Raw genomic sequence first — 20,684 nt, forward strand, 5'->3', positions numbered from 1 at the left:
TCAGGCCGCTGACAACCATGCTATGCTGTTGACCGGATTAACGACAACGCATAGCAGGGGAGAACATGGGTTCCACACGTAAAGGGATGCTGAACGTCCTGATCGCCGCCGTTTTATGGGGCAGTTCAGGGGTTTGTGCGCAGTACATCATGGAGAAAAGCCACATCTCTTCACCTTACCTGACCATGGTTCGCCTGCTGTTTACCGGCGTGATCCTGCTGACGCTTTCCTTCGTTCACGGCGACAAGATTTTCGCGGTCATCAAACATCGCAAAGACGCCCTCAGCCTGCTGTTTTTCTCGCTGGTCGGCGCGCTCACCGTGCAGCTCACCTTCCTGCTGACGATTGAAAAATCCAACGCGGCGACAGCTACCGTGCTGCAGTTCCTGTCGCCGACCATCATTGTGGCGTGGTTTGCCCTGGCGCGAAAAAAGCGCCCCGGCGTGTTTGTGCTGTCGGCCATTTTGACGTCGCTGATTGGCACTTTCCTGCTGGTCACCCACGGCGATCCAACCTCGCTCTCCATTTCGCCTGCCGCGCTGTTCTTCGGCATCGCCTCGGCGTTTGCCGCCGCGTTTTACACCACCTACCCGTCAACATTGATCGCCCGCTACGGCACGCTGCCGATTGTCGGCTGGAGCATGTTGATTGCCGGACTGATGCTGACGCCGTTCTACGCCGGGCGCGGAACCACCTTCGTGATTGACGGCGGCCTGCTGCTGGCGTTTTTCTACCTGGTGGTGATCGGTACCGCGCTGACGTTCAGCCTGTACCTGAAAGGCGCGCAGATGATCGGCGGGCCGAAGGCGAGCATTTTGAGCTGCGCCGAGCCGCTGAGCAGCGCATTACTGTCGGTGGTTTTGCTGGGCGTGGCGTTCACCGTGCCGGACTGGCTGGGAACGCTGCTGATTGTGTCGTCGGTGGTGTTGATTTCGATGGATTCAAGAAGACGGGTGAAAGCCCCGGCCTAGCCTGATGCCCTCACCCCAGCCCTCTCCCACGGGAGAGGGAGAAAAGCATTACTTCGCCTTTACCTTCCCCGCCACCAGCAGCGCGGTCAGCAGCATCAGCGTACCGGAAATCACCAGCGGTGAGGTCAGCCCCAGGTGGTCGAGCGCCACGCCGCCAATGGCCGCGCCACAGGTGTTCGCCAGCTGGATCACCGCCACCTGAATCGACCCGGCTTTTTCCGCCTGATCGGCGAGCGAGCGGGTGATCCACGTCGACCAGCCCACCGGCACCAGCGCAAAGGCAAAGCCCCAGACAATCGCAATCGCTGACGCAACCCACTTGTCGCTGCCCCACAGCACCAGTACCGTAGCGCTTGCCGCCAGCACCAGCGGCGCCCCCGCCAGCGCCACCTTCAGGGAGCGCTTGAGGAACTGCGACGACAGCGAGGTGCCGACAAAGCTGGCAATGCCGAAGCTCAGGAGCACCAGCGTCAGGCCATCCACGTCAAATCCCGCCATGGTCATAAAGACCGGGCGGATGTAGGTAAAGAAGGCAAACTGCCCGGCAAAGGACATGAAGATAGCGGTCATTCCCGCCAGCACGCCGGGACGCTTCAGCAACGCGAACATGTTCTGTTTGTGGTGTGCCGCTTCGCCCGGGAGCGACGGCAGCGCTTTCCACACCCACATGATGCAGAGCAGGCCCATCACCGCCGCCGCGTTAAAGACGTTACGCCAGCCGATAATCCCCCCGAGGAAGCTGCCCAGCGGCGCGGCAATCACCAGCGCGATAGAGACCGCGCCGAAGATAACTGACAGCGCTTTCGGCACCGTACGGGCGGGCACCAGGCGCATGGTCAGCGAGGCGGACATCGCCCAGAAGCCGCCGAGCCCCAGCCCCAGACAGGCGCGCCCGAGCAGCAGCAGGGTAAAGCTTTCCGCGAAGGAGACCAGCAGGCAGGAGAGCGTCAGCAGCACGCTGAACAGAATGACCACTTTGCGGCGGTCGATAGTGCCAATCACCTGGGTGATAAACAGGCTGGCAAACATTGCGACAAACGCCGTCACGGTAACGGACTGCCCCGCCACGCCTTCGGAAATACCGAGATCCTGCGCCATCGGCGTCAGCAGGCTGACCGGCAGAAACTCAACGGTGATCAGACAGGCAACGCAGAACGCCACGGCAAAAACCGCCGACCAGTTGGGGCGAGAAACCTCGCTGGTCTGTGGTCTGGTCGAGGGCTGGATATGTTCTGTCATGGCATCACCTGAAGATAAAAACGTGCGGAAAAGTCGCGCAGTTTATCATCAAAAGTGTGACGGATTTAACGTTTAGACAACTTTTGTGGCGTTTTATGGCGGAGAGGGGTATTTACGGCCCGCAGGAATAGCGGCCTGCCTGCATTGATACCTTTTCAGCATAACGAAAATGAAAATTCAGTATCCACATTTGAGGTGAAACAATCATAGCGTCTGAAAAGGAGGAACGATGAAAACACGTACTTTATCTCAACATCTTACCGTAAGTTCTATTGGCTATGGTGCCATGGGGCTGAGCGAGTTTTACGGGCAAACAAATGACAATGCGTCCCTGGAAGTGTTGCACAAGCTCATTGATCTGAACGTAACGTTTATTGATACCGCGAACCTCTACGGTCGTGGTCACAACGAACGGCTGATCGGCCACTTTCTTGCCGGGCTGGATAAAAGCACTCGCGAGCAGTTTAAAATTGCCACGAAATGCGGTATTGACCGCTCGCCTGACGAGTCCTATGCCCGCACAATCAATAACACACCCGATTATATTACCCGTTGCTGTAACGAATCCCTTAAGCGGCTTGGCGTTGAACGCATCGATCTCTTTTACCTGCACAGAGTCAGCAACGAAACGCCCGTTGAAGAGAGCATGGAGTGCCTGAGCGCGCTCGTTAAGGAAGGCAAAATTAATCACGTTGGTCTTTGTGAAGTGTCGGCTGCCACGCTACAGCGAGCCCATGCGGTACATCCGGTCACTGCGCTGCAAACCGAATATTCGCTGTGGACGCGTGATATTGAGGATACCGTTCTGCCGGTTGTGAAAGCGTTGGGTATCGGTCTGGTCCCTTACTCTCCTCTGGGCAGGGGCTTCCTGACAGGAAAATACCTCAGCAACAACGATTTTGCAGACGGTGATTTCCGCAAGAATAATGCGCGTTTTATTCAGTCCAGTCTTGATCATAATCGCCAGCTTCTTGATGCCATTGCCCCGCTTGCGCAGAAATACGACTGCACTACAGGGCAAATTGCCCTGGCCTGGCTGCTGGCGCAATACGATAAGCTGGTCCCCATTCCGGGCACTAAGCACACCCGTTACCTGGCTGAGAATGCCCATGCGGCTGACGTTGTTCTGGAAAAAAGCGATGTTGAATCGCTGAACAATATTCATCGGAAGATAGAAATTAAAGGGGAACGCTATTCTGCAGAGGGAATGAAGGGTGTGAACGCCTGATACCTCATCATGAAATAAAAAAACCGGGTAAAACCGGTTTTTTTATTTCTACATATACGCCGTGCCGTTAGCGATAAACGCTCAACGCGACACCTTCCCCACCGCCTACGCACAGTGCGGCGACGCCACGCTTGCCGTCGTTACGGACCAGGGAATGAACCAGCGTCACCAAAATCCGGCAGCCAGATGCGCCTATCGCATGCCCAAGCGCGATGGCCCCGCCGTAAGGATTGATACGATCCGGGGAAATCCCAGCCTGCTGAATCACCGCCAGCGCCTGGGCGGCAAACGCTTCGTTGGATTCAAGGTGATCGATATCCTCAGGCTTCCATCCCGAGCGGGAAAGACAGTCGGCAATGGCATGAATCGGGGCTGCGCCCATTAATGCCGGCTGGATACCGGAATTGGTAAAAACGCCCAGCGAAGCCAGAACCGGCAAGCCACGCGCTTCGGCGGTATCACGCGTACAAAGCAGTACCGCAGCGGCACCGTCATTCAGCGATGACGCATTTCCCGCCGTCACCGTTCCCTCTTTTCGGAAGACAGGCCTCAGCTTCGTCAATTTTTCAATACTGGTTGCACGCGGCCCTTCATCCCTTTCCACGCTAATCGTTTCGCCTTTTCGCGTCAGCCACTCAACCGGAACAATTTCGCGCTCAAAAATGCCGCGCGCCTGCGCTTCAAGCGCATTGTGGTGAGAGATAAGGGCATACTCATCCTGCATTTCGCGGCTGATACCAAATTCCGTCGCGACATTCTCAGCGGTGATACCCATATGATAATCGTTGAAGGCATCCCAGAGTCCGTCAGAAACCAGGCTATCTTTGAGAGTGATATCACCCAGCCGTGTTCCGCTACGTGACGTCATGGCGATATGCGGCGCGTTGGACATACTCTCCTGACCTCCGGCGATAACAAATTCAGCCTCACCCGTCTGAAGCGCCTGCATGCCCAGATGGACCGCCTTTAGCCCCGAACCACACACTTTATTGATTGTCAGACATTGCGTTTCTACCGATAATCCGGCATTCAGGGCCGACTGCCGGGCCGGATTTTGACCGCAACCCGCAGTAAGTACCTGCCCCATAATGACCTGAGAGATATCACCGGCCTCTACGCCAGATTCTTTCAGGAGCGCCTGAATGACCCGGCTTCCCAAATCAGAAGCGGAATGCTCAGCAAGTGCGCCCTGAAATGCGCCCGTCGCCGTGCGGCGGGCTGCAATAATGACAACCTCTCTCATGCGTCCCCCCCTTTCAGTCCTGGCAAGGTATGACCCGTCGCGGCCATTGCCGCCCGGTATGCAGTAAGACCATTCATACAGGCGGGAACACCAGCATACACCGCCATCTGTATCACGATTTCAAGCAGCTCTTCCGGCGTCACGCCTGTGTTGAGCGCGCCTCTCATATGCAGTTCCAGCTGCGGCATGGCATTGCCCAGCGTCACAAGCGAGGCGACGGTCAGCATTTCGCGCGTTTTGAGATCCAGTCCCGGACGCCCCACCACATCCCCGAACGCATAGTCGGTAATCAGGGCGGGCAGCCCCGGGTCCAGCTCGCTCAGGCGGCGGGTGACTTTATCCGCAAGTCCCGCTTCAAGACGGTCCATAATCTCTCTGCCATAGCGCGTGCGGTCATTAATTTGACTCATAAGATTTCTCCAGAGGGGACTGTTTTGCGGTCAACGTTGCAGGAATAACCGCGACAAGCAGAATGGACAGGCCGATGGCCGTGCCGGCGACGATATACAGGAGCGGCATTGAAAATGCTGAAACCATCCAGGCACCGACCGACGCGCCGATACCAATCGCGGTATTGAAAAACGAAACGTAGATTGCGGAGGCCGGGAAAGCTTTATCCTCAGCCATACGTAAAACCCAGGTCTGGAAGCCGACAAATATTCCGGACACGGCAACGCCCCAGACAATCATGCTGATAAATATCAGCGCAGCAGAGAGCGAAGCGCCTGACAGGCCCAGGAACAGCAGCACTGCACAGATCAGCAGTACAGACAAAGAGACCGTCAGCTTGAGATACTTATCAATCAACACGCCGGTCAGAAAATTACCGGCAAGACCCGCGATGCCGTAAACAAAAAGCACAGCGGGAATAAACGCGGTGGACAGTAAACTCTGCGTGTGTAGCCAGGGTTCAATGTACGTAAAGGCGGCAAAGTGGGCCGTAACGGCCAGCAGGGTAGCGGAGTAAATTTTCCACAAGGTAGATGATTTCAGCACGCCTTTAAGCGCATCCAGGCCTAGCGCACTTTTGCTGGTGATCTGGGGAACAAGAACGCTAATACCCACAAAGGCAATTACGCTGAGCGCGGCCATCAGCCAAAATGCCTGCCGCCAGCCGAAGTGAATACCAATGTAGTTGGATACCGGTACGCCAAAAACGCTTGCTGCAGAGACGCCACCAAATACGATTGACGTCGCCGCCCCAATATATCTGGCAGGAACGATAGCAACCGCCGTTGCGCCGATCATCGCCCAGAATGCACCGTGAGCAAGCGCACCCAACACTCGGGGGCTAAGCAGCATGCTGTAGGTGTTTACCGTCGCGGCCATGATGTTGGAGATCAGAAGCACCACGGTGAGCACTAGTAAAAGCCGCTTCTTGGCAACATTGCCTAAAAAAACGGAGGCAAACAACGCACTCAACGCCCCCACCCAGGCATAAAGCGACACGGTCATGCCCACCGCGGATTCTGAAGACTGTAGCCCCTCTGCGATTGGCGTTAATAATCCGACGGGTGCCAGTTCAGTAGTGACAATAGTAAACGTTGAAATAGCCAGAATGAATAACGCAAGCCATGACCTTAACGTCATATTTTGCGGGGAGAGTTCTGAAGTCATACTACTTACCTCAATAATGGTTTAAATAATGTGCCAATTTTTTTCTGCTGCATATCGGGTAAGCGCGGAATGCTCTCCCACACAGACGGGATGCCCGATGGCTTCGAGCATTGGAATATCCGAAACATCGTCACCGTAGGCATAACAATCCGCCGGGTTAATCTCCTTATCCCGGCAAAACGTTATAAGCGCATCTTTTTTACCCGCGCCAATTGTTTGCGGCTGGCCGATTTCACCCGTTAACTCACCTGCTTCATTTATTATGACCGGTGCACAGAATACATCCGTTACCCCAAGGTATTTCGCAATGGGTGACAGAATCGGAAGCATAGAGCCCGATATAAATACGGTGTACATGTTCTGGCTCTGATGGTCTTTAAGTGCTGAAACGGCACTCTCAATAAAAAATTCGTTTTCCAGCTTACGCCTGAACCATTCCTCGCCCATTTCGTCCAGATAACGACAAGATACACCTTTAAACTGGCGATAATACTCTCGGTTCAGCGTCTCCCTTGGTACACCGTTTTTTACGTCAGCGCGAAAGCGAGACATAAAGCGTTGAAGACGATCGTGTTGATTATTTTCCCTGCACCAGAAATCATAGAAATCAAACATACTTTTAATATTTATAAGCGTCTCATCAACGTCAAAAAATGCGGCGTGTTTACGCAAAACCTATTCCTCGTAGTTTTTTCTTCGGCTCTTAACCGGGAAATCTTTATCCGTACCAGACACACCTGCATCCGCCCAGCGGGAAGGCGAAATTTCAGAAACCACCACGGAGATTTTATCCAGCGGTGCACCTGTATTTTTGTGTACGGCAAACGTAATATCTTCCTGAAGACTGATGATTTGATTTTCATCTTTCGTCGGCCAGGTCATCACATGAACAAACGGCATACTTTTCTCACTCTATAGTTGTAAATTCATCGAAGGAACGGCCTTTAAGTTTTAAATGGGCATGGATATCGCCTCCAAGACCGTAAAAACCAATTGCACCGCCGTAGCTCTGGCGCGAGCTCATATAAAGTACGACCACGTTAATAATTCTGTTTCCTTTCCTCTCCGGCGCCGGAAAAGGATCGGTTAACTCTGCCCAATATTCGGCATTACCTTCGCTATCGGTTATAAATACGTTGGGTATGCCGAGCGGGCCAGGCCTGCTCGGCGCCTCAGAGGCTAAATCGTTTTCCCTGAGACTCATCACGGTATAAACGCTATCCGGAACAAGACTCCGGAACGAAAACGTGAACCTTGCTCGCTTCTTGTCTTCGGACAACGTGACGTCAAAAATGCCCTCTGCCTCAAGCCAGGCAGCGAGGGTAACAGGCTGGATGTCTCGTTTTCCATCGCTGCTGCGATAATCCGCAATATAGCCGTCATGAAGCGGCACGCTCGGCCGCATTTCATTATTGGCCTGCGGCCGCTGTTCCGGTGCGAAAATCATCCGGTAGTTGTTCATCGGAATGGGTAAAGGGAGCGTATGAAGAATGATCTCCTTCAAGGCATCCTGAGGCATTTTTTCTATATCACACAGAATGTTATAGGGTGCGATTTCCCCAAATGCCGGGAGCGCGCTGTCCGGTGAGACAATGACGCTTCGCCACTGCAGGCCGTTATCCCCGGGCACCATGCCAACCACGACAAAATTACCCTTCCCGTCCATGACCTCCGCAGGGGGGTAAAGCGGCCCCTGCGTGGTCGCAGCCAGACGGTATTTCTGGCTACGTGATTCAGGCATGCGTTACCCCCTGAGCCGCCCCTTGCTGCTGAACGATGGTCGCCTGCATGGCAACCTCAGCCAGAGATTTTTCTTTCTCTGTAATCAGGGCGGAAGGATAGACGGTGAACGACACATCCATTGTCGCGCAAAGCGTTTGGTGCTGCGTGACGCGAACCTGAGCCTTGAAACGCCCCCGGCGGTCATTAATATCTTTTTCAAGAAATTCAAAGTGGACCAGCGCCGGTAAAGGGAACAGGAAACTGGCAAAATTGATTGCCATGCTATTAATGACGTAATAGCGCCCGCTTTCCTGCTGGTAAATAAATTCCTCGGTGACGCCGATAAAGGCCTGTCGGCTGGCTTCAACCAGCAGCATTCCCTGAATATGCTGGCCCGTCTGGTGATCCGCCATCAATTCGCAACGTTCGTCGATCAACAAAGGCATAGCATAAAGATCGGGATTATGCTCAGCCTGTTCAGCAGGACCTATAAGTACGTTCTGTTCTAGCTTTTTATGGCAATGTGCATTTTTTTTGTCGCTAACCAGTTTTTCCAGAGAGCACATTTTAAGTTTATTACCATGAACTGCATTTCTTGCCTGGTTTGAAATTACTTTTCCGGCAAAATCCTTGCGCACGCCCTGACCAACAATAATTTCGTGTTCTTTATCAATAATATTCGCAGGGATCTGAGTCAATAATTCAAGCTGAGATATAGTCAATACATCTTTACCGTTGGCAAATTCATTAAATTTATCGCCAACAACAACCAATTTTTTACAGTTCATTCAGTGTTCCTCAACAACAGCAAGCACGGTAGATGCGCGTATAAAGGCCGTCATTGCCGCCAGTAATAAAGTTGTCGCCGGCTTGCTGAATGATTTCCTGGTAACGTGCATTGGTAAATGCTTCTTTATATGCTGCTTTATCACCGTTGAATGAGGAGATAAACATTACACCCGGAACACCACTGATCAGAGAATGAAACGCTTCGAAACTTTCAATCTTATCTTTGTTATCTCTTACCACATTAAAAATGGTTTCATCGCGCCACTGACGGTACTGCTGATAGTTATGCGCTGGCACTTCAACGTGACGAAGCTGGATATAATTTGATTCTGGTAAATTCTTTTTATTATCGATCGGGGATTCAACAAATTTAAGTAATTCGCGACGAATATCGGCAGAAAGAACATCCGAGAAACGATGGAACATGGATTCCATTTCACTCTCAACCCACGCAATTTCTTTAATGTCATTGAACGCGCGCAGTTCCAGCAATTCATTAATGCCGTTTTCTTCACAGGAATAGTAGCGAACGTTTTCATTGCTTTTTAATGAATTAAATTCTTTTTCAGAAAAAGTATTTTTTAATGGGAAGCGTGATACCAGTACATATTTAGACGACATAATTACTCCGAATATTGATTGAGTGAGGATTCGCATAGAAATTTATCAATACAGGAAACAATTGGAATTGTTAAATTTGTAATATATTTTTTGTATTACTGTTAAAACAGGTTTTGCTGCCCGCATTTAGCGTGTAATATCAAAATCGAAAAAAGACTAAATACCTTTTCGCATTCAGGACTCACGTATGGCCACAGCAGAACATTTAATCAGCAATAACCTGCCCAGTATCAAACAATTACAATGCTTTCTTGCTGTTGCACATGAACTGAATTTCCGTAAAGCTGCCGAACGTCTACGCATGACTCAACCGCCATTGACGCGCCAGATAAAGTGCCTTGAAGCGGTTCTGAAACGTCAGTTGTTCAGCCGCAGCACGCATGACGTTAGCCTCACTGAAGCAGGTCGTGCGCTGGTTGTTCAGGCAGAAAAAATCCTTAAAGACATCAGTAATCTAAAAGAAGATCCTCTCTCTTCTGAAACGAGCCTGCGTATCGGTCTCACGCGGACGCTTAATTTTGAATATATTGAACCCGTGAACACCCAGCTTCAAAAAATGAACGCGGGAGATGATGTCGAAACGCCGGATCTGACGTCAGCGCAACTGCTGCAAAGCTTGTCTAAAAATATGCTGGATCTGGTGCTAACCGGGGAAAAAGGGACAGGCCATGAAGATATTGTTCAGTACCGGTGGGTCTGCCAGGAGCCGTTACTCATCGCAATGCCCTCTTTACACCCAGCAAGTCTCAAAGAGAAAGTCTCCCTCGAAGATATCAGTGATTTACCCATATTCTGGTTTTCCAGAAGTGCAAACCCTTCATTCTACGACAAATGCGAAAGCTACTTTGAGACGCTGAAAACGCCGCTGAAGCGGATAAAAGAGCCGGATGATACCCTTGTGATGCTAAGCCGTATCGCAAGAGGGAAAGGATTTGCGCTACTGCCTCAGTCGAAATGCACCTTTAATCAGGAAGGACTTTGCTACCGTGAACTCACGGACGCGGAGGCAAAAAGGTTAAACATAGATATCTATGCCGCCACCCGCCTCAATGAAAATAGAGAGGAGATTCTGAACGCTCAGAATGTGTTATGCGGCAAAATGCCTTAATGCAGATAAAACACACCCTCTTCCGGCAGGAAGAGCTGTTTATAGCGCAGCTGGAAGGCGTTAAGCTCCTGCGGGTCGGGCTCCATCTCGCGCATAAAGCCAAGCGCCAGACGAATTTGCGCATCGGTGATCGGCGCGGCCAGACGGGCTTTACGCAGCAGGCGGTGCCACGTGTGCAGGTTCTCTTCACTGCCGTCGACAATGCAGACTTGCCAGATGAGCAGCACCTGGGCGGCATTTTGCAGATGCGCCTCGTCGGGGCGTTCAAGATAGCGGATAAACTCGTTCCCGGGCGTTTTACCGAACTGATCGATCATCGACTCGACCGGCATCGGGGTGGTGCCCAGCCGCTCGCTTAAACGTTTGATGGCGCGGCGGGAATCTGAGGTCAGGACGCGAAATCCCACCACAAAGACCACGGCAAGCGTTGCCAGCATTATCCAGACCATGCGTTCTCCTTAGACTAGCCGCTCATCATAACGGGAAACGCACGGCCTCAACAGCGGGCAGAACCAGAATAGTGCACTGAAAAGACGTTGCAGAATGGGGATAAGGTATTAATGCCGTCGGCGGAAATAAAAAAAAGCCCGGCATCACACACCGGGCAAAGAAGTTACCTGCACACTCAGGCTGTTTTTAATTTCTGCACTCGCCTTTCGCGGCGAATTTTACGTTCTTCCAGCACCGCAACCATCGCCATCAGGACGATACAGCCGATCGCTGCCGCATCCAGCGCCGCGAAGGTGCCCGCCCAGCCGGTGAGGCCGAAAATCGGCGTGCCGTCGGCGATCATCCCCAGACCCAGCTTGGCGAAGCTGTCGCCGATCAGGTAGGCGAACGTGCCTTTAATTCCATCGGCCGCGCCGATCGCTTTTTTCGGCACGAAGCCAACGGCGGCCACGCCGATCAGCAGCTGTGGGCCAAATACCAGGAAGCCGAGCGCGAACAGCGACGCCAGGTAAACGTACTGGTTGCTGGCGTGCTGGTAGACGCCGAGGGTGGCGATAATCAGCGCCAGCGCGACGCAGGCCACCAGCGCGCGACGACCGTTGGCGAGGTCGGAGAGCCAGCCCCACAGCAGCGTGCCAACCAGCGCGCCCACTTCGAACAGGGTGAAGCCCTGAATCGCCACCTCTTTAGAGAGCTTCAGCTCCTGGAAGGCATACACGGTAGACCACTGGTCGATGCCGATACGCACCACGTAAAGGAAGATGTTTGAGAAGCACAGCAGCCAGATCACTTTGTTTTTCAGCACGTACTCAACAAAGATCTGCCATTTGGTCATCTCGTTTTCTTCGGTCTCTTTATCCTCTTCGCTGATCTCCTCGCCGAACAGCTCTTCGGCTTTGCCAAGGCCGTAAGATTCCGGGGAGTCGCTGCCGTAGCGCAGGCCGATAAAGCCGACAATCAGGGCGATAATCGACGGGAAGATAAACATGCCGATCACGTGACCGTCGAACAGGTAATTTGCGCCGAACAGCGCCACGCCAGCCGCACCCGCCCCGCCGAGGTTGTGGGAGATGTTCCACATGCCGAGGTATGAACCACGCTTGCGGCGCGGGGTCCACTTGGTGATGGTGGAGTAGCTGCACGACCCGCCGGTACTCTGGAAGAAACCGCTCAGGGCGTAGAAGGCGATCATCAGGAACAGGCTGACGGAGCCCGCGCCCATGCTGGCGCTGAAGCCGAGCATACAGATGGCGGAGAGGATCAGCATAAACGGCAGGAACTGCTTGGTATTTTTACCGTCCGCATAGTAGGAAACGACGGTTTTCCCCACGCCGTAGGTGATGGAGAAGCCCAGACCAATCATCCCCAGCTGCGTCATGCTCAGCCCGTAGGTTGAGATCATGTCGTTCTGCGCGATGTTAAAGTTTTTGCGGATCAGGTACATGGTCAGGTAGCCGATGAAGACTACCAGATAGGACTGCATGAACGGTTTGAACCACATCTTGCGCCGCACGTCGAGCGGCAGATCCAGGGTCGGCTTGCGCACCTGGTTTAAGAAGGCCAGCATGGTTGGTTTACTCCTGAGCGGATTTTTGCAGCATTGTAAAAACCAGCCGGGAGAGATGCCTGAGACAGCGTCCAGGTAAAACCGGGAAAATTTCTTAGTTTTAGGCCACTCGGAGCGAAAAGGTGAGGCGCATCACATCACGCTGGCCTCGCGCGGGGCCTGCGCATGCAGAAATGGCAGCAGCAGCAGGGCGGAGATCCCCGCCGCGATGGCGATCACCGCGAAGAATCCGCTCCAGTGCCAGATGTCGATCACCCGCGCCAGCGGCCAGCCGGAGAGGGATGCTCCAAGATAGGCAAACAGCCCGACAAACCCCGTCGCCGCGCCCGCCGCCTCTTTGTGCGAGCACTCCGCCGCCGCCATGCCGATCAGCATCTGCGGGCCAAACACGAAGAAGCCGGTGGTGAAGAAGCACGCCGCCTGCATCACGTAGCTGGCGAACGGCATCAGCCACAGCGAGCCGACGGAGAGCAGTATCCCGGCGGCAAAAATCAGGTTCATCGGGCCGCGGTTGCCGTTAAAAAGCTTATCCGAGCCCCAGCCCGCCACCAGCGCGCCGATAAACCCGCCCAGCTCGAACATCGTCACCGCCGAGTTGGCGGTGACCAGGTCCACGCCGAGCGTCTCGGACATGTACAGGTTGCCCCAGTCGTTGATCGCCGCGCGCACTATGTAGACCAGCACGTAGCAGAGCGACAGCAGCCAGATGTACGGGTTTTTGAGCACGTATTTGGTGAGGATCTCCCTGCGGGTCAGCCCCGCGCCCTCCTGCTGCTGGGCGATCTCCATCTCGTCGTGCCGCCAGTCGCCCACCGCGGGCAGGCCGACGGTTTGCGGCCTGTCGCGCAGGCGCCAGCAGAGGAACAGCCCGGCAATTATCGCCAGACCACCCGCAATCATCATTCCCGCGCGCCAGCCGTAGTGCAGCGCCGCGGCGCCCACCACCATGGGGATCAGCGCCCCGCCGACGTTGTGCGCCGTGTTCCAGATTGCCCACCAGCCGCCGCGCTCGTTGCGCGAGTACCAGGCGGTGAGCAGGCGGGCGCAGACCGGCGCGCCCCAGCCCTGGAAAAAGGCGTTCAGCGCCCACAGCAGGGCAAAGGCCCACAGCGAGGTGGAGAAACCAAACAGGATATTCACCACGCCGGTGGCGATCAGCCCTGCCCCCATAAAATAGCGCGCGTTGGAGCGGTCGCTGACGATGCCGGAGAAGAACTTCGACAGGCCGTAGGTGATGTAAAACAGCGTCGCCAGCAGGCCGATATCGGTGCGCGTCATCACGCCGCTGGCGAGGATTTCCGGGGCGGCGGCGTTGAAGCTTTTGCGGGTGAAGTAGAACAGCGCGTAGCCGAGCCAGATGGTCATCAGGATATGGCGACGCCAGTAGCGGTAGCGGGCGTCGATTTCCGCTTTATCGCCAATCGGCGCGGCGCTGGCAGGGGTTTTAAACATGGTGGCTCCTTAGCGGCAGGCTGACGCTGACGCGCGTCCCGTGGGTGCAGGAGAGGTTCAGCGTGCCGCCCAGCGCCTTGACGCGCTCGCGCATGCCCGCCAGGCCAAAGCCCTGCTGGCCGGATCCCGGCGGCAGGCCGCAGCCGTCGTCTTCAATGACCAGCTTCAGGCTGTCGTCCTGCTGCCAGCCCTGGATCGTGACCGCGCTGGCGCTGGCGTGCTTGACGATATTGTTCAGCCCTTCCTGACAGACGCGAAACAGCGTTACGCGCTGGCCTTCGCTCAGCGCCCGTTCATCAATACGCCAGTCGAGATGGCTGACGATACCGCGGCTTTCCAGCTCCATCTCGCGCATCAGGGAGCGCACCGCCTGCTCCAGCGACAGATCGTCCAGCTGGCGCGGGCGCAGCCTGCCGAGCAGGCGGCGCACCGAGTCGTACACGCCAAGCGAAAGCTGTTCAATATGCGCCCCGCCCTGCTTCACGCCCGCATTTTCCGCCGCCAGACGCTGGACAATGCCCGCCTGGGTGCGGATAGCGGTGATGGTCTGGCCGATATCGTCGTGCAGCTCGCGGGCGACCTCCTGCCGCACGCTCTCTTCGGTCTCCAGCAGTCGCTCCGCCAGACGGCGGTTGCGCGCCAGCTCGGTTTGCAGAGACTGGTTCAGCTCGCGCAGGCGCTGAATGCCCGCCCCGAGCAGCAGCCCGGTCAGGCTCTGGGCCAGCAGGGAGAGCAGCAGATCAACGGGATGGTCGTGCCAGGTCTGGCTGGCAATCAGCGCGATGGCGTTCATCAGCGTGGCGATCAGCGCCCCCTGCCAGCCGTAGTGCCAGGCCAGGGCGATAATCGGCAGCGCCAGGCAAAACGGCGTGAAGCGTGAAAGCTCAGCGGGAAGGCCAAGCTGCAGCCAGAGGCTTACCACAAACAGCAGCAGATACCAGATAAGGTGTCGGGCGCGCCAGTTCACCGGTTGAGAGACCAGCGCGGGACCGAGCGGCTGCCAGACGGTGCTGGTGAGATAGTGCCAGATCACGAGGCAGGTCGGGGCGAGCGTCAGGCCGCCGGTGAGGGTCAGCAGCAGGGCGTTGAGCATCTCCTTCTCGCCGACCCACGGCAGGGACTGCAGCAGCGCGGCGGCGATCAGCGCTGCTCCCTGGCGCAGCAGGGTGCGCCAGTCGCGCTGGTGGCGGTAGCGCGAAATGAGGGCAACCGGGAGAAGCGTGAGCAGGCTTCCGGTCATCAATAAGGGCAAGTGCGCGAGAGCCACTTCCTGCGCCAGCCAGACCAGCATCAGCCACTCGGCCCCCAGCAAAACGGGCCAGTAGCCGCGCGGACACTGGAGCATTAACCCCAGACGCAGCCCGAAGGGAAACAGCAGCACCGCCAGCTCGGGGCGCTCCACCAGGTGCAGGCTGATGCTCCACAGACAGAACCAGGCGGCGGAGAAGATAAAAAAGCTGGCGACAACGGCGATCAGCCGTGAAAAAGCGTGACTCATTGCCAGCTGTCGAACATGCGTCGCGCCAGCTCGACGTCGTTACTGACGCCGAGTTTTTCCATCAGGTTAGCGCGATGAACGTGAACGGTTTTGGGCGACAGCCCCAGTTCGGCGGCAATCTCTTTCACCGCCATCCCCTGCGCGAGCTTTTCCGCCACCTGTCGTTCGCGTCTGGTGAGCGGATCCTGGCGCCCGGCCGCCAGCTTGATGGCAATATCCGGCGTCAGATAGCAGCCGCCTGTTGCGACGGTGCGCACGGCGGCGATCAGCTCGTCCGGGCTGCAGCGCTTGGAGAGAAACCCGCGCGCGCCGGCGTTTAACGCCTGTTCCACCAGCGCCGGGCTGTCGTGAACCGACAGCATGATCGTCGCCATGCCTTTCGGCAGCTGGCTTAGCAGCTCCAGACCGGAGAGATCCGGCATCGAGATATCGCAGATGCAGACCTGCACCCCGCGCCCCGGCAGGCCCGCCAGCGCCTCGCGGCCGGAGCCAAACTCGGCCACGACCTGAAAATCGGGTTCGAGGCTCAAAAGCTGGGCAAATCCGGAGCGGACGATAAGGTGGTCGTCGATAAGGGCGATGGTAATCATGTGCGTTCCTGCGGTCTGAAAGCGCCGGATGGCGCTGCGCTTATCCGGCCTACAAAGGGCAAAGTTCGTAGGCCAACAAAGGCGCTTACCTTAAGCGATTTACTCGAAAAACACCGCAATTTTGTTAAACATGGTGGGATCGGACTGGTTGCGCGCCACGTTGGTGACGTCTTCCAGCTTGTCGATCTGCGCCATCATCTGCTCCAGACGCTGGTCGTCGTTCACCAGTAGCCAGATGCGGCTGTGTTCGCTGCCCTGAATCGGCAGACAGAGGATCCCTTCCACGTTAAACGCCCGGCGGGCAAACAGCCCGCAGACGTGGGTCATGACGCCGGGATGGTTGCGGACGGTGAGTTCCAGGATGACGTTATCATGTTGTTTCTGCATGGCTTATTCTCCCACCATCTCAGTATTTGCCGCACCCGGCGGCACCATCGGATACACTTTTTGTTCAGGGTCGATACGCACGTGGATCAGCGCCGGGCCGGGACGCGAAATCGCCGCCTGCAGCGCCGCGTGGGCATCCTCTTCCGCGTTCAGATCGCAGGTATGCAGGCCAAAACCGGCGGCAATCTGCATAAAGTTAATCATCCCCGGATAGGTCGCCGCAAACACCCCCTGCTTGTAGAACAGGCTCTGCTGCTGGTGCACCAGCCCCAGCGCCTCGTTGTTCATCAGGATGATTTTCACGTCTAACTGGTTTTCGGCTGCGGTCGCCATTTCCTGAATGTTCATCATCAGGCTGCCGTCGCCGGAGAAGCAAATGACCTTGCGGTCCGGATTCGCCAGCGCCGCGCCCACGGCTGCGGGCAGGCCAAAGCCCATGGTGCCGAGGCCGCCGGAGGTCAACCACTGGCGCGGACGGTTCAGCGGGTACGCCTGAGCGGTCCACATCTGGTGCTGGCCCACGTCGGTGGTAATAATCGCGCTGTCGTCCACGCAGGCGGCCACGGCGTTGATAAGACCATAGTGGCTCAGCGGGTCGCCTTCGGTTGGGATGGCGCCCGGGAACTCGCGCTGCAGATCGGCCACCAGCTGACGCCAGTCGGCGCGGTCGATCGCGTCCGTCTGCGGGATCAGCTGCGACAGCACTTCCGCCACGTCGCCCTGAATCGCCACGTGCGGCTGCTTGATTTTACCCAGCTCGGCGCGGTCGATGTCCACGTGAATGATTTTGGCGTTCGGGCAGAACTGCTCGGTTTTGCCAATCGCCCGGTCATCAAAACGCGCGCCCATTACAATCAGCAAATCCGCTTCTTGCAGGATGTAGTTGGTGCTGCGCGCGCCGTGCATGCCCAGCATGCCGAGAGAGAGCGGGTGCGCTTTGGGCAGCATGCCGAGCGCCATCAGGGTCATGGTGGTGGGCAGGCTGGCTTTTTCAGCGAACTGGCGGACTTCATCCGCGGCGTTGATCGCCCCACCGCCCAGATAGAGCACCGGGCGTTTGGCGGCGTTAATCATCGCTGCGGCGTCGCGCACGCTCTCCGCGCTGAATTCCGGCGCGGGGGCTCGGTCGCCCGGCTCCGGCAGCACGTCGATCTCTATCTCTGCGGTCTGGACATCCTTAGGAATGTCTATCCACACCGGGCCCGGGCGGCCGGACTGCGCAATGCGGAACGCATCGCTGATAACCTGAGGAAGCTCGCTGATATCGCGAACTAAATAGTTATGTTTGGTGATGGGGATAGAGATGCCGTAGGTATCCACTTCCTGGAACGCATCGGTGCCGATCATCGAGGACGGCACCTGGCCGGTAATGCAGATCAGCGGAATGGAGTCGAGGCGCGCGTCGGCGATGGCGGTCACCAGGTTGGTTGCGCCCGGACCGCTGCAGGCCATACAGACCGCCGGTTTGCCCTGGGTACGCGCCATGCCCTGCGCGATAAAGCCCGCACCCTGCTCGTGGCGCGCCAGCACGTGGCGGATTTTTGTGCTTTGGCTTAACGCGTCGTACAGCGGCAGCACCGTGCCGCCCGGGATGCCCGCTACGATGGTGATGCCCTGTCGTTCCAGCAAATGAACGATCAGCTGCGCGCCGGTAAAACGCGTCTTGGTGGATGTTGTGCCCGAACTTGCCATGCTCCAGTCCTTTTCTTCTGGGCCGACTTTCCGGGGAGGGTCCTAAACGAAAAACCCCGCCCGGTTTGCGCCGGCGGGGTTTTGGATTCGTGTGTTGATCCAGTCCCTACGGCGCATTGCCGACGACCACCACCACACGCACGACGACCACTGCGGCTGGTTGCGCAGTTTTTAGTAGGGTCGAAGTGAAAATGGATGAAGTCATTGGGGACCTGTGTTTGGAATCATTGATTGAATTTATACAAACACAGGTTTTCGGGCGTGACAATGGAAAAATTTTCATCTGCGCAAAAATGCGTCAGGGATCACGTTTCAGTATGTTGCTCGCTCATTCCAGGCGTCGCTATAGATGACATTGCCGTCGCAATGCTTCCAGGTGATTTTCTCATAGTGTATGAGAACCGTTTCAAGATGTGTTCCGGTGTTTGCGCCAGGATACAGGTCAGGTGTGATTGAGGTTATTTTCACATTCTCCAGGAGGATATTAAAATATTCCTGTTCTAAACCCGCCTCATTAATCTGATACATCTTAATGGTGGCTGACTGGAGTGTTCTTCCCGTACTCAGCGCGCGAAAGAGAAGCGGGGTTACACGGTCAAATTCTTTCTGAAACATGATGGGCATGTGTATACGCGTGCCGGTCAATTTCCCGGTATTCCCGTCGACGGGGATGTTGACATTATGTGTGAATGATTTGAGCTCAATTGCACCTTCACGTCCTGTCACAAGGCTGGGGCCAACCATGGGGAAACCATTTTCATCTGTAAGAAATAAATAAGCCGGATTTGACATAAAGAATACTTTTTTTAAAAAAATCAATCGTACTTATCAAAAAGACCGAAAATTATTGGATGAACAATGATAAATACACCGATAGCAATAAATGTGAGTAATACCCAGTGGTCAGGTACCAACCACAGAAAAAAAGAGGCGCATACAAAAACATAAACGGGAAATAAAATATCCGTAAAGAGAATTGATAACAGACTCTTAAACACGCTACTTGTCCCTTAAGTCGTCATAAATCGCGTCAAAATCCCTGTAGAATCCCATTTGAACCTTCTTAATCAGTTCAGACAAGAATGGTTCAATAAAGTAATAGAGCATCTCCAGTTGTGCGGCATAGAGAGTGGCGTAATACTTTGGGTCCACCGTTTTCAGGCGACGAGCAGCAAGCGCGCACTTCTGGTCAGTACCAATTAGTTGAAATGCCATGACAACGTTCGGTACACGGCGTGCAAGCCGTTCGACGACGATTTCTGAGAGCAGACCAGATTTGGAAAGATATATTGCCAACCCCCACGCTATTGCAAAACGCGCTGCTTTGCTTGTCGGGATATTTTTAACAAGTCCGGTTACTTGTGAACCCGTCTTGCGGGCGCGATTTTGTTCATTTCCATTTTCAGAGTCATTTAGAACATTTTTAAAATAAAGATAGAGCATCTGTGCTATTACATCGCGATAACGGTAAAGAGACACAATAGAGAGGTACATCCTCTTTTCTTCTGAAAGAAGCTCATCACATACATCGTGATAGCTGGGGATTAAGCATGATGAGTACCAGCTTACACGCTCTATTCCTGAATAGAGATCAGAGCCGATTCCCTTTAGTGCTTTCCATGTCCCAGCAACGCCTTGCTGTCCATAAATAGCTAACTGCCTGTCGCTCTGGAATTTCATCTTCAAATAATCAGATGCTTGCATAAGTTATCCATATTATGCATGTGGTTATAAGAATATACATTGAAAAGCAGTGTAATTCAAACCATTGAAATTGCCTCAAAATACATTCACGAGAAAAATAATTCGATTAAATATTATTTTTCTGGTCTATATGCGATGCAACTTTAATATCTGGTGAGACTGTTGTTTATATTAAGTTTCTTATTTGGTGATGCATCTCGTAAAACTATCCTGGTTACCCTGCATAAAATTGATTTCTTAAGAAGCCTGACCAGGCCACTGCTTATCCCGGTATTTTTGTGGGCAGACCAAAAACAAAAAACCCCGCCTAAGCGAGGTTTTTATCAGGGTTTTGCGGTTGGTCGCCGCAGAACACACTGTGTTACGTCAACGCAAAAAGTATACGCGATCGAGGACGAACGCGCAATTCCGGCACGGATTTTGACGTTTTTGAGTATGAATCACCCTTCGATTTTTGTCCAAAAAACACTGTTCATATATACAGTATTTATCTATACTGAGGGTGTTCGCAGTGAGCGAGGGGGCCGCAGTTCTACCGGCGCAACGAAGTCCTGGCTGAAACGGGTGGTGCCGTCAGTGCCTTAACCCCCTGAAGTGAGCACACTGTGTTACGTCAATCCAGGTGCTGGCAACAGGCGGCGGAAAGGTACGCCAGCATCGTGCTCCTTTTTACCAAAAGGAGACGCGTATGAGCATCGTGGATATGGTGATACTTATCCTCAAACTCATTGTTGCTGTACTGCAACTGCTTGATGCTGTCCTGAAATTCCTTCGGTAATTCAGGTTCAAGTCGCACCTGAGAGGGG

24 protein-coding genes are annotated in these 20,684 nt (G+C 54.7%); 5 read left to right on the top strand and 19 right to left on the bottom strand.

All coding sequences use genetic code 11. The annotated features are described in order from the left end of the window. Positions 1-65: 65 nt before the first annotated feature. Positions 66-971, top strand: a complete 906-nt coding sequence (locus tag ACJBF3_RS19750; protein ID WP_045328633.1) for an EamA family transporter — start codon at positions 66-68, stop codon at positions 969-971. A 48-nt stretch (positions 972-1,019) separates the two neighbouring features. Here the strand turns inward: ACJBF3_RS19750 and nepI are convergent, their stop codons facing one another. Then, positions 1,020-2,210 carry a purine ribonucleoside efflux pump NepI gene (gene nepI / locus ACJBF3_RS19755; RefSeq protein WP_045328635.1) on the bottom strand — a complete coding sequence of 397 codons (1,191 nt, stop codon included), beginning with the start codon at positions 2,208-2,210 and terminating at the stop codon, positions 1,020-1,022. A 229-nt stretch (positions 2,211-2,439) separates the two neighbouring features. On the opposite strand from nepI, the gene ACJBF3_RS19760 reads away from it, so the two are divergent. Continuing rightward, the gene (locus ACJBF3_RS19760; RefSeq protein ID WP_045328637.1) at positions 2,440-3,438 is read left to right on the top strand and encodes an aldo/keto reductase; all 999 of its coding nucleotides are present in this window, start codon (positions 2,440-2,442) and stop codon (positions 3,436-3,438) included. A 67-nt stretch (positions 3,439-3,505) separates the two neighbouring features. On the opposite strand, the gene ACJBF3_RS19765 is transcribed toward ACJBF3_RS19760, so the two are convergent. The 8 genes from ACJBF3_RS19765 to ACJBF3_RS19800 are packed head-to-tail and all read right to left on the bottom strand — an operon-like array spanning position 3,506 to position 9,430. Beyond that, complete coding sequence (locus ACJBF3_RS19765; RefSeq protein ID WP_045328640.1) at positions 3,506-4,681, bottom strand: acetyl-CoA C-acetyltransferase; 1,176 nt, start codon at positions 4,679-4,681, stop codon at positions 3,506-3,508. Beyond that, positions 4,678-5,091 carry a carboxymuconolactone decarboxylase family protein gene (locus ACJBF3_RS19770; RefSeq protein WP_023333965.1) on the bottom strand — a complete coding sequence of 138 codons (414 nt, stop codon included), beginning with the start codon at positions 5,089-5,091 and terminating at the stop codon, positions 4,678-4,680. Before ACJBF3_RS19770 ends, ACJBF3_RS19765 begins: the two co-directional genes overlap by 4 nt. Then, entirely contained in the window at positions 5,078-6,298 is a 1,221-nt protein-coding gene (locus ACJBF3_RS19775) for an MFS transporter (RefSeq protein WP_045328642.1), read from the bottom strand. Before ACJBF3_RS19775 ends, ACJBF3_RS19770 begins: the two co-directional genes overlap by 14 nt. Before the next feature lie 21 nt (positions 6,299-6,319). Next, positions 6,320-6,970, bottom strand: coding sequence for an HAD family phosphatase (locus ACJBF3_RS19780; protein ID WP_045328644.1), 651 nt, complete (start codon positions 6,968-6,970; stop codon positions 6,320-6,322). 3 nt (positions 6,971-6,973) lie between these two features. Then, positions 6,974-7,198 carry a 2-hydroxymuconate tautomerase gene (locus tag ACJBF3_RS19785; protein ID WP_045328645.1) on the bottom strand — a complete coding sequence of 75 codons (225 nt, stop codon included), beginning with the start codon at positions 7,196-7,198 and terminating at the stop codon, positions 6,974-6,976. A gap of 7 nt (positions 7,199-7,205) precedes the next feature. Then, positions 7,206-8,039 (bottom strand): hypothetical protein, encoded by an 834-nt coding sequence (locus ACJBF3_RS19790; RefSeq protein WP_045328646.1) that lies wholly within the window; start codon positions 8,037-8,039, stop codon positions 7,206-7,208. Next, complete coding sequence (locus ACJBF3_RS19795) at positions 8,032-8,808, bottom strand: AfsA-related hotdog domain-containing protein (RefSeq protein WP_045328648.1); 777 nt, start codon at positions 8,806-8,808, stop codon at positions 8,032-8,034. Before ACJBF3_RS19795 ends, ACJBF3_RS19790 begins: the two co-directional genes overlap by 8 nt. Before the next feature lie 10 nt (positions 8,809-8,818). Beyond that, on the bottom strand, positions 8,819-9,430 hold the full coding sequence (locus ACJBF3_RS19800) for a hypothetical protein (protein WP_045328650.1): 612 nt from the start codon (positions 9,428-9,430) through the stop codon (positions 8,819-8,821). 187 nt (positions 9,431-9,617) lie between these two features. Between ACJBF3_RS19800 and ACJBF3_RS19805 the strand changes: the two genes are divergently transcribed. Next, positions 9,618-10,538 (top strand): LysR family transcriptional regulator, encoded by a 921-nt coding sequence (locus ACJBF3_RS19805; protein ID WP_045328652.1) that lies wholly within the window; start codon positions 9,618-9,620, stop codon positions 10,536-10,538. Here the strand turns inward: ACJBF3_RS19805 and ACJBF3_RS19810 are convergent. The 10 genes from ACJBF3_RS19810 to ACJBF3_RS19855 form a co-directional block, all read right to left on the bottom strand. Further along, positions 10,535-10,987: a DUF1198 domain-containing protein gene (locus ACJBF3_RS19810; protein ID WP_045328653.1), complete on the bottom strand. Its 453-nt coding sequence runs from the start codon at positions 10,985-10,987 to the stop codon at positions 10,535-10,537. The genes ACJBF3_RS19805 and ACJBF3_RS19810 overlap by 4 nt on opposite strands. 176 nt (positions 10,988-11,163) lie before the next feature. Next, positions 11,164-12,555 (bottom strand): hexose-6-phosphate:phosphate antiporter, encoded by a 1,392-nt coding sequence (gene uhpT, locus ACJBF3_RS19815; protein ID WP_045328655.1) that lies wholly within the window; start codon positions 12,553-12,555, stop codon positions 11,164-11,166. 132 nt (positions 12,556-12,687) lie between these two features. Then, on the bottom strand, positions 12,688-14,007 hold the full coding sequence (locus ACJBF3_RS19820) for an MFS transporter (protein WP_045328657.1): 1,320 nt from the start codon (positions 14,005-14,007) through the stop codon (positions 12,688-12,690). Continuing rightward, complete coding sequence (gene uhpB / locus ACJBF3_RS19825; RefSeq protein WP_045328658.1) at positions 14,000-15,505, bottom strand: signal transduction histidine-protein kinase/phosphatase UhpB; 1,506 nt, start codon at positions 15,503-15,505, stop codon at positions 14,000-14,002. Before uhpB ends, ACJBF3_RS19820 begins: the two co-directional genes overlap by 8 nt. Beyond that, on the bottom strand, positions 15,502-16,095 hold the full coding sequence (uhpA, locus tag ACJBF3_RS19830; RefSeq protein WP_006177621.1) for a transcriptional regulator UhpA: 594 nt from the start codon (positions 16,093-16,095) through the stop codon (positions 15,502-15,504). Before uhpA ends, uhpB begins: the two co-directional genes overlap by 4 nt. A gap of 99 nt (positions 16,096-16,194) precedes the next feature. Then, on the bottom strand, positions 16,195-16,482 hold the full coding sequence (gene ilvN, locus ACJBF3_RS19835) for an acetolactate synthase small subunit (protein WP_008500144.1): 288 nt from the start codon (positions 16,480-16,482) through the stop codon (positions 16,195-16,197). Positions 16,483-16,485: 3 nt separating this feature from the next. Further along, positions 16,486-18,174: an acetolactate synthase large subunit gene (gene ilvB / locus ACJBF3_RS19840; protein ID WP_045328659.1), complete on the bottom strand. Its 1,689-nt coding sequence runs from the start codon at positions 18,172-18,174 to the stop codon at positions 16,486-16,488. Between the two features lie 106 nt (positions 18,175-18,280). Next, positions 18,281-18,379 carry an ilvB operon leader peptide IvbL gene (gene ivbL, locus ACJBF3_RS19845; protein ID WP_057979964.1) on the bottom strand — a complete coding sequence of 33 codons (99 nt, stop codon included), beginning with the start codon at positions 18,377-18,379 and terminating at the stop codon, positions 18,281-18,283. 107 nt (positions 18,380-18,486) lie between these two features. Next, a complete protein-coding gene (locus ACJBF3_RS19850; RefSeq protein WP_045328711.1) occupies positions 18,487-18,966 on the bottom strand; it encodes a type VI secretion system tube protein TssD in 480 nt (159 codons plus the stop codon). Positions 18,967-19,173: 207 nt separating this feature from the next. Next, positions 19,174-19,878 (bottom strand): hypothetical protein, encoded by a 705-nt coding sequence (locus tag ACJBF3_RS19855; protein WP_045328663.1) that lies wholly within the window; start codon positions 19,876-19,878, stop codon positions 19,174-19,176. 162 nt (positions 19,879-20,040) lie between these two features. Here ACJBF3_RS19855 and ACJBF3_RS19860 point away from each other — a divergent pair, with 162 nt between their 5' ends. Then, positions 20,041-20,463: a hypothetical protein gene (locus ACJBF3_RS19860; RefSeq protein WP_072049956.1), complete on the top strand. Its 423-nt coding sequence runs from the start codon at positions 20,041-20,043 to the stop codon at positions 20,461-20,463. A gap of 103 nt (positions 20,464-20,566) precedes the next feature. Further along, complete coding sequence (gene tisB / locus ACJBF3_RS19865; RefSeq protein WP_072049957.1) at positions 20,567-20,656, top strand: type I toxin-antitoxin system toxin TisB; 90 nt, start codon at positions 20,567-20,569, stop codon at positions 20,654-20,656. Positions 20,657-20,684 lie beyond the last annotated feature (28 nt).

This window comes from Enterobacter sp. PP-008-ECC_S150, from assembly GCF_045257065.1.
In the GTDB taxonomy this organism is placed as follows: Bacteria; Pseudomonadota; Gammaproteobacteria; order Enterobacterales; family Enterobacteriaceae; genus Enterobacter; species Enterobacter chengduensis.

What these genes read in the sequence shown, in the direction of transcription:
- ACJBF3_RS19800 (WP_045328650.1), bottom strand. Translation starts at nt 9,430, where the DNA reads ATGTCGTCTAAATATGTACTGGTATCACGCTTCCCATTAAAAAATACT.
- ACJBF3_RS19805 (WP_045328652.1), top strand. Translation starts at nt 9,618, where the DNA reads ATGGCCACAGCAGAACATTTAATCAGCAATAACCTGCCCAGTATCAAA.
- tisB (WP_072049957.1), top strand. Translation starts at nt 20,567, where the DNA reads ATGAGCATCGTGGATATGGTGATACTTATCCTCAAACTCATTGTTGCT.
- ACJBF3_RS19760 (WP_045328637.1), top strand. Translation starts at nt 2,440, where the DNA reads ATGAAAACACGTACTTTATCTCAACATCTTACCGTAAGTTCTATTGGC.
- uhpT (WP_045328655.1), bottom strand. Translation starts at nt 12,555, where the DNA reads ATGCTGGCCTTCTTAAACCAGGTGCGCAAGCCGACCCTGGATCTGCCG.
- ACJBF3_RS19810 (WP_045328653.1), bottom strand. Translation starts at nt 10,987, where the DNA reads ATGGTCTGGATAATGCTGGCAACGCTTGCCGTGGTCTTTGTGGTGGGA.
- ACJBF3_RS19790 (WP_045328646.1), bottom strand. Translation starts at nt 8,039, where the DNA reads ATGCCTGAATCACGTAGCCAGAAATACCGTCTGGCTGCGACCACGCAG.
- ivbL (WP_057979964.1), bottom strand. Translation starts at nt 18,379, where the DNA reads ATGACTTCATCCATTTTCACTTCGACCCTACTAAAAACTGCGCAACCA.
- ACJBF3_RS19855 (WP_045328663.1), bottom strand. Translation starts at nt 19,878, where the DNA reads ATGCAAGCATCTGATTATTTGAAGATGAAATTCCAGAGCGACAGGCAG.
- ilvN (WP_008500144.1), bottom strand. Translation starts at nt 16,482, where the DNA reads ATGCAGAAACAACATGATAACGTCATCCTGGAACTCACCGTCCGCAAC.
- nepI (WP_045328635.1), bottom strand. Translation starts at nt 2,210, where the DNA reads ATGACAGAACATATCCAGCCCTCGACCAGACCACAGACCAGCGAGGTT.
- ACJBF3_RS19775 (WP_045328642.1), bottom strand. Translation starts at nt 6,298, where the DNA reads ATGACTTCAGAACTCTCCCCGCAAAATATGACGTTAAGGTCATGGCTT.
- ACJBF3_RS19795 (WP_045328648.1), bottom strand. Translation starts at nt 8,808, where the DNA reads ATGAACTGTAAAAAATTGGTTGTTGTTGGCGATAAATTTAATGAATTT.
- uhpB (WP_045328658.1), bottom strand. Translation starts at nt 15,505, where the DNA reads ATGAGTCACGCTTTTTCACGGCTGATCGCCGTTGTCGCCAGCTTTTTT.
- ACJBF3_RS19750 (WP_045328633.1), top strand. Translation starts at nt 66, where the DNA reads ATGGGTTCCACACGTAAAGGGATGCTGAACGTCCTGATCGCCGCCGTT.
- ACJBF3_RS19820 (WP_045328657.1), bottom strand. Translation starts at nt 14,007, where the DNA reads ATGTTTAAAACCCCTGCCAGCGCCGCGCCGATTGGCGATAAAGCGGAA.
- ACJBF3_RS19850 (WP_045328711.1), bottom strand. Translation starts at nt 18,966, where the DNA reads ATGTCAAATCCGGCTTATTTATTTCTTACAGATGAAAATGGTTTCCCC.
- ACJBF3_RS19765 (WP_045328640.1), bottom strand. Translation starts at nt 4,681, where the DNA reads ATGAGAGAGGTTGTCATTATTGCAGCCCGCCGCACGGCGACGGGCGCA.
- uhpA (WP_006177621.1), bottom strand. Translation starts at nt 16,095, where the DNA reads ATGATTACCATCGCCCTTATCGACGACCACCTTATCGTCCGCTCCGGA.
- ilvB (WP_045328659.1), bottom strand. Translation starts at nt 18,174, where the DNA reads ATGGCAAGTTCGGGCACAACATCCACCAAGACGCGTTTTACCGGCGCG.
- ACJBF3_RS19785 (WP_045328645.1), bottom strand. Translation starts at nt 7,198, where the DNA reads ATGCCGTTTGTTCATGTGATGACCTGGCCGACGAAAGATGAAAATCAA.
- ACJBF3_RS19770 (WP_023333965.1), bottom strand. Translation starts at nt 5,091, where the DNA reads ATGAGTCAAATTAATGACCGCACGCGCTATGGCAGAGAGATTATGGAC.